Annotated in this window: 10 protein-coding genes; 5 read left to right on the top strand and 5 right to left on the bottom strand. The window is 42.5% G+C overall.

Annotation, left to right across the window (positions count from 1 at the left end; all coding sequences use genetic code 11):
• Positions 1–6: 6 nt before the first annotated feature.
• The 4 genes from C900_RS06280 to C900_RS06260 form a co-directional block, all read right to left on the bottom strand.
• Complete coding sequence (locus C900_RS06280) at positions 7–708, bottom strand: hypothetical protein (RefSeq protein ID WP_009578843.1); 702 nt, start codon at positions 706–708, stop codon at positions 7–9.
• 548 nt (positions 709–1256) lie between these two features.
• Positions 1257–1499, bottom strand: a complete 243-nt coding sequence (locus C900_RS06270) for a DUF6952 family protein (protein WP_009578842.1) — start codon at positions 1497–1499, stop codon at positions 1257–1259.
• Between the two features lie 72 nt (positions 1500–1571).
• The gene (locus tag C900_RS06265) at positions 1572–1889 is read right to left on the bottom strand and encodes a thioredoxin family protein (protein ID WP_009578841.1); all 318 of its coding nucleotides are present in this window, start codon (positions 1887–1889) and stop codon (positions 1572–1574) included.
• 12 nt (positions 1890–1901) lie between these two features.
• A complete protein-coding gene (locus C900_RS06260) occupies positions 1902–2396 on the bottom strand; it encodes a flavodoxin family protein (RefSeq protein WP_009578840.1) in 495 nt (164 codons plus the stop codon).
• A 99-nt stretch (positions 2397–2495) separates the two neighbouring features.
• Here C900_RS06260 and C900_RS06255 point away from each other — a divergent pair, with 99 nt between their 5' ends.
• Positions 2496–3101 carry a beta/alpha barrel domain-containing protein gene (locus C900_RS06255; protein ID WP_009578839.1) on the top strand — a complete coding sequence of 202 codons (606 nt, stop codon included), beginning with the start codon at positions 2496–2498 and terminating at the stop codon, positions 3099–3101.
• 93 nt (positions 3102–3194) lie between these two features.
• Here the strand turns inward: C900_RS06255 and C900_RS06250 are convergent, their stop codons facing one another.
• Positions 3195–4013: an outer membrane beta-barrel protein gene (locus C900_RS06250; RefSeq protein ID WP_009578838.1), complete on the bottom strand. Its 819-nt coding sequence runs from the start codon at positions 4011–4013 to the stop codon at positions 3195–3197.
• A gap of 246 nt (positions 4014–4259) precedes the next feature.
• On the opposite strand from C900_RS06250, the gene C900_RS06245 reads away from it, so the two are divergent.
• The 4 genes from C900_RS06245 to C900_RS06230 form a co-directional block, all read left to right on the top strand.
• Positions 4260–5558, top strand: a complete 1299-nt coding sequence (locus C900_RS06245) for a PorP/SprF family type IX secretion system membrane protein (RefSeq protein ID WP_083867439.1) — start codon at positions 4260–4262, stop codon at positions 5556–5558.
• 45 nt (positions 5559–5603) lie between these two features.
• Positions 5604–8831 (top strand): T9SS C-terminal target domain-containing protein, encoded by a 3228-nt coding sequence (locus C900_RS06240; protein ID WP_009578836.1) that lies wholly within the window; start codon positions 5604–5606, stop codon positions 8829–8831.
• A 209-nt stretch (positions 8832–9040) separates the two neighbouring features.
• Positions 9041–15214 (top strand): T9SS type B sorting domain-containing protein, encoded by a 6174-nt coding sequence (locus tag C900_RS06235; protein ID WP_009578835.1) that lies wholly within the window; start codon positions 9041–9043, stop codon positions 15212–15214.
• A 25-nt stretch (positions 15215–15239) separates the two neighbouring features.
• The coding region (locus C900_RS06230) for a PorP/SprF family type IX secretion system membrane protein (RefSeq protein ID WP_040495861.1) at positions 15240–15880 on the top strand (641 nt) is incomplete at its 3' end.

Raw genomic sequence — 15880 nt, 5'->3', positions numbered from 1 at the left:
CACTAATTAATTAGTGCCGCTCTCTATAAGGTATTGTCTGTATTCATGGCCGGTCTCTACCTGCTGCTGTCCGAGGCAGTCGGTATTAGTACAATACTGAAGCTTTATATCCTCCTTGTAAACCAGTCCAAGGTGCAAGCCGTAGATCTCGTAGCGCCTGTCCAATTCAACCATAAAATCCTGATTGTCACCTTGAATTATCGTAAGCGTATTGGCTATGGTGTCCTGTCCGGGAGTTATGTATTGACTGAACAGGCTGTCCATCTGATAGTCATCCCGCGGAAGGGAATTCAGTATATTTCCATCCCAAACTTTATCATCTTTGATAGGGAACGATAATTTAACAAAAGGCACGTTTTCCTCAATCAACACCACCTGGTTGGCGTTCTTTCGGGCTGTCCATGCATGGTTTAGTTGCCAGTCTTCAGATGCAGACTGCCTTTTAAAATAATGAATAATATAAGAGATATTTCCTGTCTGGTTAAGGAACGAATCCACTACCTCAGTTTTCAGTTGATAAGTAGAGGTTACTACTTCACCTGTCACTTTATAGTCTGTATTTTCCACCTGAAAGATGCTGTAATTCCCTACCTCCAATGGGTAAAAATCAGCCCCCAACCTGGTCTCATCAGGCTCAACCTCTTCAGAGGTACATGCTGTCCAACATAGCGTCACTACCAGTGCAAAAAATAACCAATTTTTCTTCATACTAAATTCACTTCCACAAATAGTCCCTGATTTTAATTCCTTTAAATGTCCTTTGGTAAACCCCTCAGATTTCTTTGAGCACCAAATATTCTCAGGCTAATATAATACTTTCCTGAAAAGAGTTATCGTGCCGAACCAATTAAAAGAAGGTGTCAAAAATCAAAAACTTAATCAACAATCATTCTGAGGAAACCAACAACTCGTCAGTTGATTTTAAGTGTAATGACATTGCCATCAGCAAAGGAGGAACGGAGATAATAAACCACCTCGTCACCCTGGAATCGATGGTAGCGGGGAATTGGCATGTAATAAAAACTTGTCATTGGTAGGCAACGAAGAATCTTAAAGGGTACTGCCAGCAACTTATTGCCGTACTTCGTTACCGATGACGTATTATTCAACATGTTGATTTGCAACAAGTTGATATCCCATTTCTTTCGCTGCAGCTTTGCAACAGAACAATTCGTCATCTCATTTTGTGCGTTTTTGTGAAAAATGTTAAGTCTCGCAATGACGATAAGTTGTGAGTTTTCTTGAGACACTAATTATTAACTTATGGACTCTCTCACCTTGCTGCTATAATCCCGTAAGGCTGCTTTAAAATCTACTTTATCATCCTGCATTTTATTGATAACGTAAATAGCAGCAAAAACATGGGTCAACTGCTCTCCTTCATCGGAGCCGTTAACCTCAATAGCCAGAGGCACTTCGTTAACAAGGGCTTCCTCGGCAGCTATTAACTGCTCAATATTGTACTTCTCTACTAGTCGCTTTATCTCCGGTATTTTCATATTTATCAAGCTATAAGCTTTTAGCGGTAAGCTGCAAGCCCAGTTTTACATTAAATTTTTGACTGTGTTTTATTATTTTAATTTTTCCAAAAGTTCCAGGACGGCTTCCTCTTTGCTGGTGGCTATGGTATCCACTAACTTTCCGTTCTTAAAAGCTGCGAAGAAAGGCAGATTAGTTACTCCCGCCAGCTTTCTGGCTTCCGGGTTCTTTTCCGCATCAACGTCTGCAAAGCTGACATCAGAGAACCTTTCGTCACCAGAAAGTCTTTTAAACTTAGGAGCGAATAGTCGGCAACTACCACACCAGCCTGCGAAATATTTTACAATTGTCTTACCATTTTCATTGATTGTTGTTTCAAAATTTTCATCTGTAAGCACTTCTACTGCCATGATTATACTTTTTTAATTTTTAACAAACTGATTTATCTTAAGTTTCACCTCTTCAGGTATCATATCTCCGGTTACCCATGTATGCAGATAGCCTTTAAAGTTCATGTCCAGGTATTCTGCGGTCTGAGCAAATGGAAGCTCGAACCCCTGACCAGGGTCTAAGCTGTTGCTACAACTGATCACATACATGTCCTTACCTGCCAATTGCCTGGCCATTTCCTTTTTAAAGTCCAGCAGGTCTGTCAGCCGGTCAAAAAATGCTTTCATTAACCCGCTCATCGAATACCAATAAACCGGAGATACAAATATAAGCTTATTTCTTCCAGTCATCTCCTCTGCTACCTTCATAAAATCATCCGAGGTATAAGCATGCTCATAGTCATATTGAGAAATGTTATACTTTTTAAGATCAACAACATCGGCATCAATACAGATCTTCACTTCATCTACAATTTTGCCGGTATCTCCGTTGCTACGGCTGCTTCCCTGGATGATCAGTGGTTTCATTTTTATGTTCTTCTAAATGTTTACGCGAAAAAAGATATTTTCAGCTAGATTTGCCTATCTCTTTGATGGATTGTATCAATAGCTCTATAACTAATATCTATGGCTCTTAAAACATTTGTAAAAGTAAGTGCAGTAAACAACCTTTCAGACGCAAGATACTGTGCAGGTATGGAAGTAGACCTTATCGGTTTTAACATTGAAAAAGATAAACCGGGCTACATTTCTCCCGAAAACTTCAGGGAACTGACCGAGTGGCTTTCCGGCCCGGGATATGTAGCCGAGTTTGAAAGCTATTCTGCTGTAGATATTACTGATGCTGTAAAGGAATATGATGTTGACTATGTAGAGATCAGCGACATGGCGGTCCTTGGCACGCTATCACACACTACACTTCCTGTTATTTTCAGACAGAATCGAAATGAAATGGCTCAACTGCCCTTTGACCTTAATATCAAGTATCTGCTGATCACCGGAGGTGATGATCCCTTATCAAAGGAAGAGATCGAGATCATCAACAATCTCTCCGCTCATTACGATGTGTTACTTGAAGCAGGCATCACCCATGAAAATGTAGAGGCAATACTTCAGCACACAAATGCCAAAGGTATAGCCCTGCAGGGCGGCAATGAGCTACGCCCCGGCTATAAAGATTATGATGAGCTGGCTGATATTCTGGAAGCGCTGGAGGTAGATGATATGGTGTAGTTATTGGGCAATAGTCATTGGTTGACTGGTCACTAGGCTAGTGATTAGCGACCAGTTAACCAGTAACCAGTGACCAGTAACCAGTTAACCAGCCTACTTCTTAATATTACTTTTCCCTTTCTTACGCTCAGAGACCTTGGTATCGAACAGGTAAGATACACCTAAACGAAGCGCCATATTTCGGGAACGTACGGGTTCTGAAAATTGCATATCTTCAGCAAAATGCGCAAAATCATTCTTTGATTGAAATGAATGGCCCAGTTCAAAGCGTAAATCTATAACTATTAGGTGGCCCGTTAGTGGCTCAAGCATTACGCCAGTTGCAAAATTAATACCCAACTGCAGTCTATTGGGTTCAGTTACCACCAATGTTCCCAATTCTTCTTCCAAATAGTTTCCTCCAAATTGTACATCATATTCAAGCTCCATAATCCCGTTCTCGGCAAGGTCGTCTGACTCTAAAATACCATTGCCACGCCACCAATAGCTTATATTAGGCCCTACACCTACAAACCATTTAAATTCCCTGCTTCCACCGATCTTGGCTTTAAAATCCATTCTGTAGATAATTGGCAATTCAACAAAGTGGTTAATGGACCTTAACTTCAACAACTGATCTCCAGTTCCCTTAATCACTTTTCCTTTTCTGGAATAAAGAAGGTTAGTTTCCAAATAAAACCTTTTTTGCACCTGGAAGGCAACGGTAAATCCACCATGATAGCCAATTAAGGGTTCTATTTCATATTCATATTCATCCTTTAGATCTTTATCATCAAGTGTAATCCAGGATACCTGCCCTCCTATACGGGGCCCGATCAGAAGTTGAGCTTCCGATTGAACTGTTGCTAAAAAAAATAACCCTGAGAAAATTATTATTTTCCAAATAGAGTTTTTGTTGGCGAATCGCATCATTGCTGGTAAAAAATTATAATTTCTGCTTTTAATTATAAAAAAGCCAACGTTATAAGATTAATTAGTCTTTATAGACACAGAAATTTGCCTCGAATTTATAACTTTTTTTAGATTTGGCGATAAATTATTTGAAACAAATATCTCAAAGTTATGTAACTTAACCTCCAAACCCCGAAGTCTGTAGATTTTTGCTTTTTATTTTTTGGCAGTATTCATAACTAGTTGGTTTATTTTTTTAGATCAGGGATGGGTAAACTACTTGGCATATTAGTCTTCTTATTATTTCAGTCCGTCTTCCTGCTTGCGCAACAGATTCCGGTGTATAACCATTATTATACTAATCCATATCTGTTTAATCCGGCAGAAGTAGGAAGCAACGGCTATCTTAACTTTACTTTGAACCACCGTCAGCAGTGGAGAGGTATAGAAGGCGCTCCTGTGGTCTCTACCTTAACGTTCGAAGCCCCTTTTGATTATAAGAAAACCACATTAGGCATGAGCATCCGTAATTATGAAAGAGGATTGATCACCACTAATGACCTGCTGGCCACATATGCTCACACTGCTTACCTGACAAAAACCACCACTATTCACTTTGGGCTCTCTGCGGGGGTAACGAGCACAGACATTAACATGGAACGGATCGATGACCCTGATGATCCTATTCTGGCGGAATATCTGCGATACAATATGCAGCCGATTGGCAATTTCGGTTTTAAACTAAAAGCAAAGAGTGGCATCAACCTTGGTATTGCCCTTCCAAAACTATTCAATACCTCGTTTCTCAACAGCAGAAATTTCGAAAGCTATGACTTCTCTCCTTTTGACGAGATACTTTTCACAGGATATTTCAAAAAGCGGCTGGAGAAAAAGATCGTGACCAGAAGATATGGAAAAATGAAACGCAGGGTGGAAATTGAAGACCCCTATGCTCCGCTTCAAATGTATTTTGTTTATAGGTATGCCAAATTTACTGATGAACGCATTGAAGTGCTCGCTACTTTGCACCTGCATGAAGATTTTTGGGTCGGTGGAGCCTACCGGGTCAACTATGGCCCCTCAGGGCTCGTTGGCTTTAACATCTCCAACTTTACTTTTGCCTATTCTTACGAACCTGCTAATCACCTGGTAGAGGGATATACCCAGGGCACGCATGAAGTTCAGCTAACGATCAACATCGGGGACCGCAAAAAGCAGGAGCGCACCAAACCTATCCTGAGAACTTTACCAAAAACAGAAACCCATAGGGCCAGGTATTCTGTTGAAGATATATCAGAAGGCGGTGGTGAGGACAAGGGAGTAGCCAAGGTGAAAAAATATTATGTGGTGATCAAATCTTTCAAAGATTTTGATGCTGCAGACAGTTTCGTGCGCAGGCTGGAAGAAAAAGAGATCTATGCCAACATCTTCTATAATAATGCCGACAAGCGATACCATGTGTACAGCTATCAGACAGAAAAGCTGAAGGAAGCCAATGAACAAAGAAAAGCCATACAGGAGCTGACTAACTTCAAGAGTGTAACCATTATCACTGTTGAACAATAAAAATGGAGGTTACCAATTAAAACCAAAAGCGATCAATCTATACCCATGCACTACCTGACTTTACCCTTAAAAAGAAATTGTCTTCAGCCTGAACGATATGTCAGGCAAGGTAGCTGGCTTTTATTGCTCATTTCGATAGTACTGGCACAAACCACACTTGCCCAGGTACCGGTTATCAAAGAGGTCACACCCAACAAAACATACAGCGGGCGTACCATCAGCCTCAAAGGTTTTGGCTTTGTAGATGGAGCAACCGTATCCTTTGGTTCCGCCAACGGTAATGTTTTATCTACTTCCGATCAACTGATTGAAGTGGAGATTCCCGCTGCTGCCACTTATGATCATGTATCGGTGACCAATCCAAATGGATTGAAAGGCTACTCTCCCATGCCCTTTATTTTAAGTTATGGTGGTGAGCATGGGCTTGCGGCCGGTGACTTTGCTCCTCAGGAAGATTGGGGGGGGCCAAGTGGTTTATATGATGTAGCTATTTCCGACCTGGATGGTGATGGCCTTAATGATATTATATCAGCAGGTACTAATGTCACGACAGCCAGAATATTAAAAAATAACAGCACAGTTGGAAACCTGTCATTTTCCCCGCTAAATCTCGCCATTGGTATTGCAACTTTAAATGTTGTGACTGGAGACCTGAACGGAGATAACAGGCCTGAGGTAATTTTTTCCGAGGCTAATAGTGATGATGCTAAAATTTTAATTTTACCCAACGCAAGTTTGCCAGGAACAATTAGCTTTACTTCAACACTGATAATCTCTCTTCCAGGAAGCTCCACAAGAAGGATTGAGATTCGTGATTTGGATTTGGATGGCAAACCAGATTTGGTCGTAACTGACCAGAAAACTAACACTAACAAAATATGGATTCTAAGGAATACTTCTTCCGGATCTATTAGCTTTGCTTCTCCAATAAGCATAACGGTTCCAAATGCCATCAACACAGGAGGGCTTGTTGTAGCAGACCTGAATGACGATGGAAAACCGGATATTGTTGTTAGTGAATTTAACACAAACAACGCTGGTATTTTTATGGCTGAAAATACCAGCTCGCTGGGAGCTATTTCTTTTAACAGCTTTCATCAAAAGACTTTCTCAGGTACTTTGTCCAATTTAAAAGCCGCTGATTTAAATAATGATGGAAAACTTGACATTATTGCTACTAGATTTCTGAGCTCGAGTGCGGTCTTTCTGCTGAATGAATCGAGCAAAGGTGGGTCAATAACTTTTGGCAGCCCTAATTCTGTTCCGACAGATGGACTTCCGTGGGGATTGAATATAGGTGATATGGATGGCGATGGAAAGGAAGATATTCTTGTAGCCACTTTGGGGTCTGGCCTTGCGGTTAACGTTTTGCATAACACCGGTTCCGGAAGTATATCTTTTCAAAAGGTAAGTATTCCAGTTACTTATATCAACCGAAATATAAGATCTGGCGATATGGATGGAGATGGAAAACCAGATATTATTTTTGCGAGTGTTGATGACGATAATAATGGAATTCCTGCTTCACAAATATCTATACTACTCAACACCAAGTGCATAAAACCCGTGGTCGAACCACAGGGACCAAAAACGATATGCAGTGGCAATCCACTACAACTGAAAGCGCAATCCGTAGCCAATGCCACCTATGAATGGCGTAGAGACGGCACGGTAGAAAAAACAGGTCCCGACAATTTCTTTGATGTAACGTTATCGGGAGATTATACCGTTACCCTGATCAGTGGTGGTTGTAATGAGGTGTCAGAAATTGTAAATATTACTGTGGAAGCAGGCGGTGCATTGCCAACTGCAGATATATTAGACGTTGATCCGGTATGTATTGGCGTTGATCTTACATTGAGCTTAGTAGCAGACGTAGGCGCTGCAAAATATGAATGGTCCGGTCCTGAAGGTTTTTCAGCGACAGGCCTTTCCGTAACGGTACCATCCTTTCAATTCTCAAATTCAGGTAAATACTATGTAGACATTTACTCCGGCACATGCATAATTCAGACCGATACTATACTCGTTGAAGCCATCAATGCTCCTGACTTTAGTATTTCCATGTCTGGAACGGGCCCTTTCTGCGAAGGCGATAATGTTACTTTAACAGTAGCCCCCAATGATCCAAATTATAGCTATCAGTGGTATAACAATAATGGTGAAATTAACGGAGCTACATCCACATCTTATTCAGCAACAGCACCCGGCGCTTATTTCGTAAAAATGAAAGATCTTGTAAATACCGGGTGTCCGGAAATAACAGCCGATGCAGTCGAGGTAGATTTCCTCAATTCCCCACAGGCAGATTTCACCTTCCCTTCAACAGCATGCACAGATCAATCGGTCTCTTTTACAAATCAGTCATCGGTTGATTCCGAGGCCACGGCACAATACACCTGGACTTTCGGTGATGGCACCAATTCTTCGTCAGAGAACCCCGGTCACACATTCCAGGCTGCAGGCAATTATAATATTACGTTAAAAGTGAAATACGCAGGACTTGCCTGTGAAGATGAAGTAACTAAAGTATTAACCATTTTGCCGGGGCTCGAGGTGGAAATTGCAGCCAGCAATGACGTGATTTGCAGCGGAGAACAGGTGGAGCTCTCCCTGACGGAAAGCTATGCCAACTACTCATGGAGCACAGGAGAAACTACCTCGAAAATTATTGTAGATAAAGGTGGCTCCTATTCTGTAGTTGTAAAGGATGTCAACGGGTGCCAGGGTACAGACAATATCTCGATCAATGCCTTTCCGGAGCCCAGTGTGACTGCCTCTGCCGATAGGTTTAGTGTGGCGCCAAGGGAGGAAGTACAATTACATGCCGAAGGGTTAGCCACCTATAATTGGAGCCCTGAAGCTCCGTTAAACAACCCTAACATTGCCGACCCTGTTGCGATACTGGAAAAAACCACACTGTTCACAGTAAGTGGAAAAGATAAAAACGGATGTCCGGAAAGTGCGAGTGTAGAGATCTTCATTCTTAACGATCTCATCGGCAATATTATTAAACCGAAAAACTTCTTTTCACCGAATGATGGCGATAACATCAATTCGATATGGTTGATTGAAAAAATCGAACAGTTCCCACAATGTGGAGTAACAATAGTGGATCAGGCGGGAAATCTGCTTTTGGAAGCCAAGCCATACCTAAATGATTGGGATGGAACGGTACGGGGCAGAAGGCTTCCAAGCGGGGTTTATTACTACATCATTAAGTGTGACAGCGATAAAATAGTAAAATCTGGTAGCATAACCTTACTTCGATAAAATTGAAAACAAAAAAATTATTTCAGCCTTTTTTGAAGATTATGAATTATTTCCATATATTGTTCGATTTAAATTTGACAATATACCTAAATAATCTTACAAGCCGAGTTACCTTTAAACGGTCAGTGATATATAATATTGTATTATATTCACATTTGCGGTTTGTTCTATAGTGGCTGGGTATTATGTAGAATAAACACTTACGCAACATGATTAAGCCTAAACTTCTCTTAGTAGTGATTTTCCTGGTCACGCTGACAACAGCATACACACAGGAAATATGTAACAATGGTGTCGATGACGATGGTGACGGGTTCATAGACTGCTTCGATTCTGACTGCGCAAGCAGTTCGGATTGTGATGGTTTCTATATTGGCAACGATGCTTCCTGCGAAGCTGTTCCATCAGAATTTCCCCGATTTTCACTTACCCTGGATTTTGCCTCTCCTAATAAGACGGCCAATCACCTGGGCAGAATTGCTATCGGAGACCTTGACAGGGATGGCATTCCTGAAATAGTTTCTCAAAACAGGTATACGGATGAGTTATTTATCCTCAATGGTAATGATGGCTCTATAAAATACAGTACAACAGTATCCGGAGGTACAATCCCTGAATGGCGTCTGGCCATAGGTAATATCGATAATGACGATTGTGCTGAGATATTTACAGTGCTTTACGAATGGGACAGCAGAAACAGAAGGGCTAACTATCATGTAGCGTCTTTTGACTGCCAGTTGAACGAGCTGTGGCGAACCGAGCGTTTGGCATATGACCCTATACATCTTAGCCTGGCAGATTTTGACGGAGACGGACAGATTGAGCTTTACTATAAAAACGAGATCCGTGATGCTAAAACGGGCACAAGAATAGTCAGCGGAACAGGCAACTGGAACAGCATCAATGGTGGACCTGTAGCAGTAGACATGGACGGAGATAACAAACTCGAACTGGTTTCGGGGTTGACCATATATAATGTAAACCTGGGTTCCCGAACAACCGATGCTGGTTCTCTTACCGTAAAAGCGAGCAGGTCGGAATATGGGATAAAAAGACCTGAAAACAGCACCAGTATTGCTGATTACAACCAGGATGGATTTTTAGATGTGATCGCCACCGGAAAAGATAATAATGGTGTTACCACAGTTTTCTTCTGGGATGTACAAAATAATGTACTCAGAACATATGCTGACCCAATACCCTATGTTGAAGAAAATAATCTTAACTGCGCTGCAGCATCGGGAACTGATGTATATGCAAAAGGATGGGTACGAGGCACCGGGCGCTTAAACATTGGCGACCTGGATGGTAACGGACAACTCAATGTGTCTTTTGTATCCGGTAGATTTTTATATGCTTTAGATGAGAATTTCGACCTGCTATGGAGGGTTGATGTGAACGAGGAGACCTCCGGACATACCGGATGTACCCTGTTTGACTTCAACGGTGATGGCAAAACAGAGGTAGTTTATCGCGATGAACAATGGCTTTATATTATCAACGGTACAGACGGAAGTGTATTTACCCAGGTACGCTGTATTTCCAGAACCAACGTAGAGTATCCTATCGTAGCCGATGTCGATGCTGACGGATCCACTGAGCTTTGTGTGGTTTGCGGATATGACGATGTAGATGCGTGGGATAATTTCTGTAGTCTTGGATATGCAGAAAATTCGCACGTAAGGGTTTATAAATCAAACGGAGAACCATGGGTGCCTGCCAGAAGGCTATGGAACCAGCATGGATACTTTAATGTAAATGTTAATGACGATCTTTCCATCCCCGCTACCCAGCAAAAACACCACTTGGTATGGTCAGAAGGGACCTGTACAGTAGGGCCTAACCGTCCGCTTAACAACTTCCTGAATCAGTCGCCTTTCCTGAATTCCGAAGGTTGCCCTACTTATGCTTCTCCTGATCTGGATTTTGTAGATAACTCATTAACGATAGATCAACCTAATTGTCCTGAATTGGATTTTACCGTTTCCTTCCAGTTGACGAACCTGGGAGATGTGAAAATCACTGGTGATGTACCTATTTCCTTCTACAACGGAGATCCTTTCCAGGCAGGCGCAACAAAGTTGGCAACGATACCGGTGAGCCTGGATCATTTTAAAGTGGGTGATGTGCTTTCTGTAAATAACATAACGATTACAGGTCCCGGTTCTCCTTTCACACTTTATATAGTGCTGAACGATGGCGGCACCACAGTACCTACCCCCATCACTATGCCTAACACCAACTTCCTGGAGTGTGAATATGACAATAATGTACTTCAGGGATTGGTTGATCCTATACCTTTCGCACTGTCAACAGAAACGACCAACAATATCACTTGTTCCGCCAATACAACACCAGCCAATGGGTCTGCCAGAGCTTACAGACTCATCGGAGGCTCTGAAGTGACGACTGATTACATCTTCAACTGGTTTGATGGCACTTCTGCATCAGGAACGCCTGATTTTCAGGGAGCTATTTATTCGGGACTTACAGCAGGTACTTATACGGTATTCGCCACTCATAAATCAGCACTTTGTAATTCGGACACTGTACAGGTAGTAATTGAAAATGATGATACACAAGGACCTGAAGCCAACGTAGTATTGGAGATTCCATATACCAACTGTAAAAATCCCAATGGTAAACTACGAGTAGACGTGGATGGAGGAGAACCCACAGGCAAGTATACTTATGAATGGTATGTGGGAAACATAGCCGGTGTAGGTCAGATCATTAGCAAGAGTCACATTGCCGCGGACCTTAACCCCAACACCTACTCAGTGTTAGTTACCGAAAAAGCCACCGGTTGTATTACTGTTGCTACAGGAACTGTCCCTGATGAATCGGTTACTCCTGTGGTTACTGCGAATGCAACAGATATCACTTGTTCGGATACTAACTCGGGTGTAGTGAATGCTAATGTCGGGGGTGCAACTAATGGCTATACGTTCCGCTGGTACAGAGGCAATAACGTCAAGCCTGCGGCAGACTATACCGGAAGCACTGTTAACAATCTGGCACAGGGTAATTATACCGTGGTAGCTACAAACAATAGTACACAGTGTCCTTCTGACCCGGTTACGGTTACTATCAACAAAACGGTTCCTCCTACAGTGGCTGCCACTAAAGGAGCAGACAATACATCTTGTGACAATACCCTGCCGAATGGTACGGCCAGCGCCACGGCTAATGGCGGTACTTCCGGTTTCACTTTCGAGTGGTTTACAGGCCAAAATACATTGCCTGCTAACTCAAGAGGTACAGGTAGCTCTATTTCAGGGCTTCCCGGAGGAACTTACACTGTACGAGCTACCGACAATAATACCGGCTGTAGCGCTACTGCCCAGGTAACTATCCTGAACAACATTGTTGTGCCTACACTAACATTGAATAAAACTGACGCTACTACATGTGTTCCACTAAATGGATCTATTACAGCCTCGGTTTCAACAGGAAATCTTTCTGATTACACTTTCTTCTGGTATGACGGCTCGAATATCAAGGCTTCACCAGACTATGCTGAAACAGGAAATGTGTTGTCTGGCCTGGGTGCAGGAACATATACAGTGGAAGCATTTAACAATACTACCAATTGCCTTGCTGATTCGCGCACAGTTACCCTATCAGCCCCTACACTGGATATCCAGTTAACATCAATGACAGAACCGTTCGATTGTGACATATCAAATATAAGTGGTCAGATCGCAGTCGAGATAACACCCAATACGGAGAATTATACAGTTCATTGGTATGCTGATAATGTGGATCCTGGCACTGGAACACCTTTCTTTACCGATAACGGGGTTACAACATCAACCTCTCCGGGTATTTCTGCCGGTAATTATACCATAGTAGCAGTTGGTGAGACTACTGGTTGCGAGGTGCAGGAAGTAGTTTATTTACCCCAGGTAGATGGCGAACGGTTAAATCTAACCACGACAGTATCTCATAGCTATTGCGATACAGATAATGGTTCAATTACCGTAAACCTTACTCCCGCCACCGGCTTTGGAAAGTCTGATTATGAGCTTGAAATATATCAAGGTACTACCACAAGTGGACCTCTTTTCAGGCCATCACAAAATGCAGGGACCAGTGAACTGTTTGACTTGCTTCCAGCGGGTATTTATACTGTCACAGCTGTTCCAGTCAGTGCTCCTGACGTCTGTCCAGCACCAAAAGTAGTGGTAGAAGTTGAGTTTGAGGCTGTGGATCCTAATGTGACCGCCACCACTGTTGATGCTAATGTAAACTGTGAAAATGCAACCCCTACCGGGCAAATCGAAATTGAGATCCGAAGGGATAATACTGTAAGGCCCGCTTCTGAATTCACTGTACAGTGGTATGAAGGACAAGATATCTCTACTCCTTTATCAACAGGTGTGGTAAGTGGTGTAAATAATGAAATTGTCTCCGAACTTCCTGCAGGATACTATACGGTTGTAGTGGAAGATGCAACTACTTATCAGGGATGTAACACTCAACGGACATTTAGAATACTGGAAAATACTCCCATTATTGACATACCAACAGCAGGTCTAAGCATAGATCATGTGACAAGCTGTGTGCCTGGAAACAATGGTAGTTCTGTAACTATTACTGATATAATGGAAAATGGAGTTTCTGTTGGAACAGTTGACTATGAGTTTGATTGGTTTGATGCTTCAAACAACCAAATTGCAGGGAACACAAACGTTCAGACTAACCTCACCGCTGGTACTTATTATGTAATTGCCAGAAAAGCTAATTCTCATATGTGTGAAACTACCCGGTTGGAGTTTGAGATTGAAGATCATACCATTGGCGATCCTTTCTTTGAATTGGTTGCAGGAAATAATGAGCTTGAATGCTTCAAACCAGACAATGTAAATACTATGGGTAGGCTCCTTTTGACAGATGACCCGAATCTCACTTATACATGGTATGCCGGTAACGGTGTTGGTGCCCCCGGAAATGAAGTTCATGTGGGGCGAGAGTTGACAGGTGCTGCTGCAGGAGATTATACAGTACTTGTTCAAAATAACACTACATTGTGTACCGCAAGTGAAGTTTATACACTGATTCGTGAGGAAGGTATTATTCCTATCACTGCTTCAGCTTCACCTCTTACAAATTGCGATGTGGAAGATGGAAGTGTTTTCGCTACAGTCACCAATGCATTCAGCAATGAATATAACTACAATTGGTCTATAGGCAACAGTGTCTCCTCCCCTGCTGCTTTTACAGGAAAAGATGGAACCGGTTTACTGGATGGAGACTATACAGTACAAGCCGTAGATCAATCTAATGCTAATTGTGTCTCTGCTCCTGTAACGGTTACTATTGATGACGGTCGTATTATGCCAAACCTTGCAGTAGAGCAAAAATCACCTTTAACAGTCTGTGACCTGTCTAGAGCAGACGGCTCGGCTATCGCTACAGTAGATGGTGGTTTCATTGGATACACTTTCAACTGGTACGAAGGCACTACTGCCACCGGAACGCCTGTTTACACTGGTAGTGAGTTCTTCGGAATGCAGGCCATGACCTACACAGTAACTGCTACAGACAACGTGTCTGAATGTATGTCGACCCAACAGATCACTATCGAGGAAGACATTCCCGGAATGGGTGATCCTACGATAGAGATACTATCGCACGTTACAAGCTGTATCACTGACAATGGTGCACTTTCCGTATCAGTGAACGGCAATACCAGTGACTATATCTTCCATTGGTATAATGGACAGCAGGTGAAGGCGACATCGGATTTCATTGGTGAAATCTACGATAATAGAGCTGCCGGTTTTTATACAGTAACCGCAACCAGCAGAATCACAGGCTGCGTTTCAGGCCCGGCTACCGCTGAAATACTGGAAGATCCACGTTTCCCTGAATTTGAGTTCGTGGTTGGAAATGCCAACTGCGGACAGAACAATGGCTATGTGAGATTGATCTTAACCAATAATGTGGAAGTGGAAACTATAGAGTGGACTGGCAATGGTGTGACGGTGACTGGCCCGAACCTTACCGAGGTGACTGCAGGTACCTACACCGTAACCGTTACAACGGCCCTGGGTTGCAGTGTAACGGAAGATGTGGAGATCAAAACTGAGGTAAATCCTTTCAACGGTATTTCACGAAATGGAGATGCTTCCAACGACATATTCAAGATAGATTGTATAGAGAACTACCCTGAAAATATTGTTAAAATATTCAACCGTGCAGGTACTCAGGTATTCGAAGCGGAAGGATACGATAATGCCACTAAGTATTTTGACGGGGTGTCTAATAAAGGGATCAGCGTGATGGGAACAGGACTGCCTGATGGCACCTATTTCTACATCATTGATAAACGAGATGGGTCTAAACCGTTGGCCGGCTACCTGGAAATTGTAAACTAAACAACTTTTTAACCTAACCAAACGAATGAGAATTTTTCGGACTGCTTTAGTCGTTGTGTTATTAGTGGCATCTGTGGGTTGGACTCAGGCTCAACAGAATCCGGTATATTCGCAGTATATCTTTAACGGACTTGTGATCAACCCCGCTTATGCGGGGAGTCACGTCCAGTTTAGCGCTACTGCTATGTACAGAAACCAATGGGTAAATTTTGAAGGCGCTCCCAAAACCTTCTCTTTCAGTGCGCATACTTCCCTGCTGAAAAACAAAGTTGGTGTGGGGCTGTTGGCTACAAACGATGAAATAGGTAGCTACAAAAATCAGAGTGTATTCGGAAGTTATGCCTTCATCATTAAATCTCCTGTGGGTACTTTAGCCATGGGGTTGCAAGCTGGGTTTAATCTTACCTCAGCCGATTTTAGTGGTTTGAATCTGGATGATTTTAACGATCCCTCATTTGCAGGTTTTGACAATAAGATCAAGCCTAATTTTGGCGCCGGGGTGTATTTTCATAACGACTATCTCTTCGCAGGTTTCTCAGTGCCGTTCCTGTTAAATAATAACATCTCTACGGATGCTGAAGTCCTGCTCAATGAGATCAGGGAAGCACGTTATTATTACTTGCATGGCGGACTTATTCTACCTTTGGACAGATCAAAGACCGTACA

This window comes from Fulvivirga imtechensis AK7 (assembly GCF_000331535.1).
GTDB classification, from domain to species: Bacteria; Bacteroidota; Bacteroidia; order Cytophagales; family Cyclobacteriaceae; genus Fulvivirga; species Fulvivirga imtechensis.
Note: the sequence above shows the minus strand (reverse complement) of the source record. Positions and strands in the feature narration are given on the sequence as shown.

Coding starts and splice junctions, on each gene's coding strand:
- C900_RS06280 (WP_009578843.1), bottom strand. CDS start 708: ATGAAGAAAAATTGGTTATTTTTTGCACTGGTAGTGACGCTATGTTGG.
- C900_RS06270 (WP_009578842.1), bottom strand. CDS start 1,499: ATGAAAATACCGGAGATAAAGCGACTAGTAGAGAAGTACAATATTGAG.
- C900_RS06265 (WP_009578841.1), bottom strand. CDS start 1,889: ATGGCAGTAGAAGTGCTTACAGATGAAAATTTTGAAACAACAATCAAT.
- C900_RS06260 (WP_009578840.1), bottom strand. CDS start 2,396: ATGAAACCACTGATCATCCAGGGAAGCAGCCGTAGCAACGGAGATACC.
- C900_RS06255 (WP_009578839.1), top strand. CDS start 2,496: ATGGCTCTTAAAACATTTGTAAAAGTAAGTGCAGTAAACAACCTTTCA.
- C900_RS06250 (WP_009578838.1), bottom strand. CDS start 4,013: ATGATGCGATTCGCCAACAAAAACTCTATTTGGAAAATAATAATTTTC.
- C900_RS06245 (WP_083867439.1), top strand. CDS start 4,260: ATGGGTAAACTACTTGGCATATTAGTCTTCTTATTATTTCAGTCCGTC.
- C900_RS06240 (WP_009578836.1), top strand. CDS start 5,604: ATGCACTACCTGACTTTACCCTTAAAAAGAAATTGTCTTCAGCCTGAA.
- C900_RS06235 (WP_009578835.1), top strand. CDS start 9,041: ATGATTAAGCCTAAACTTCTCTTAGTAGTGATTTTCCTGGTCACGCTG.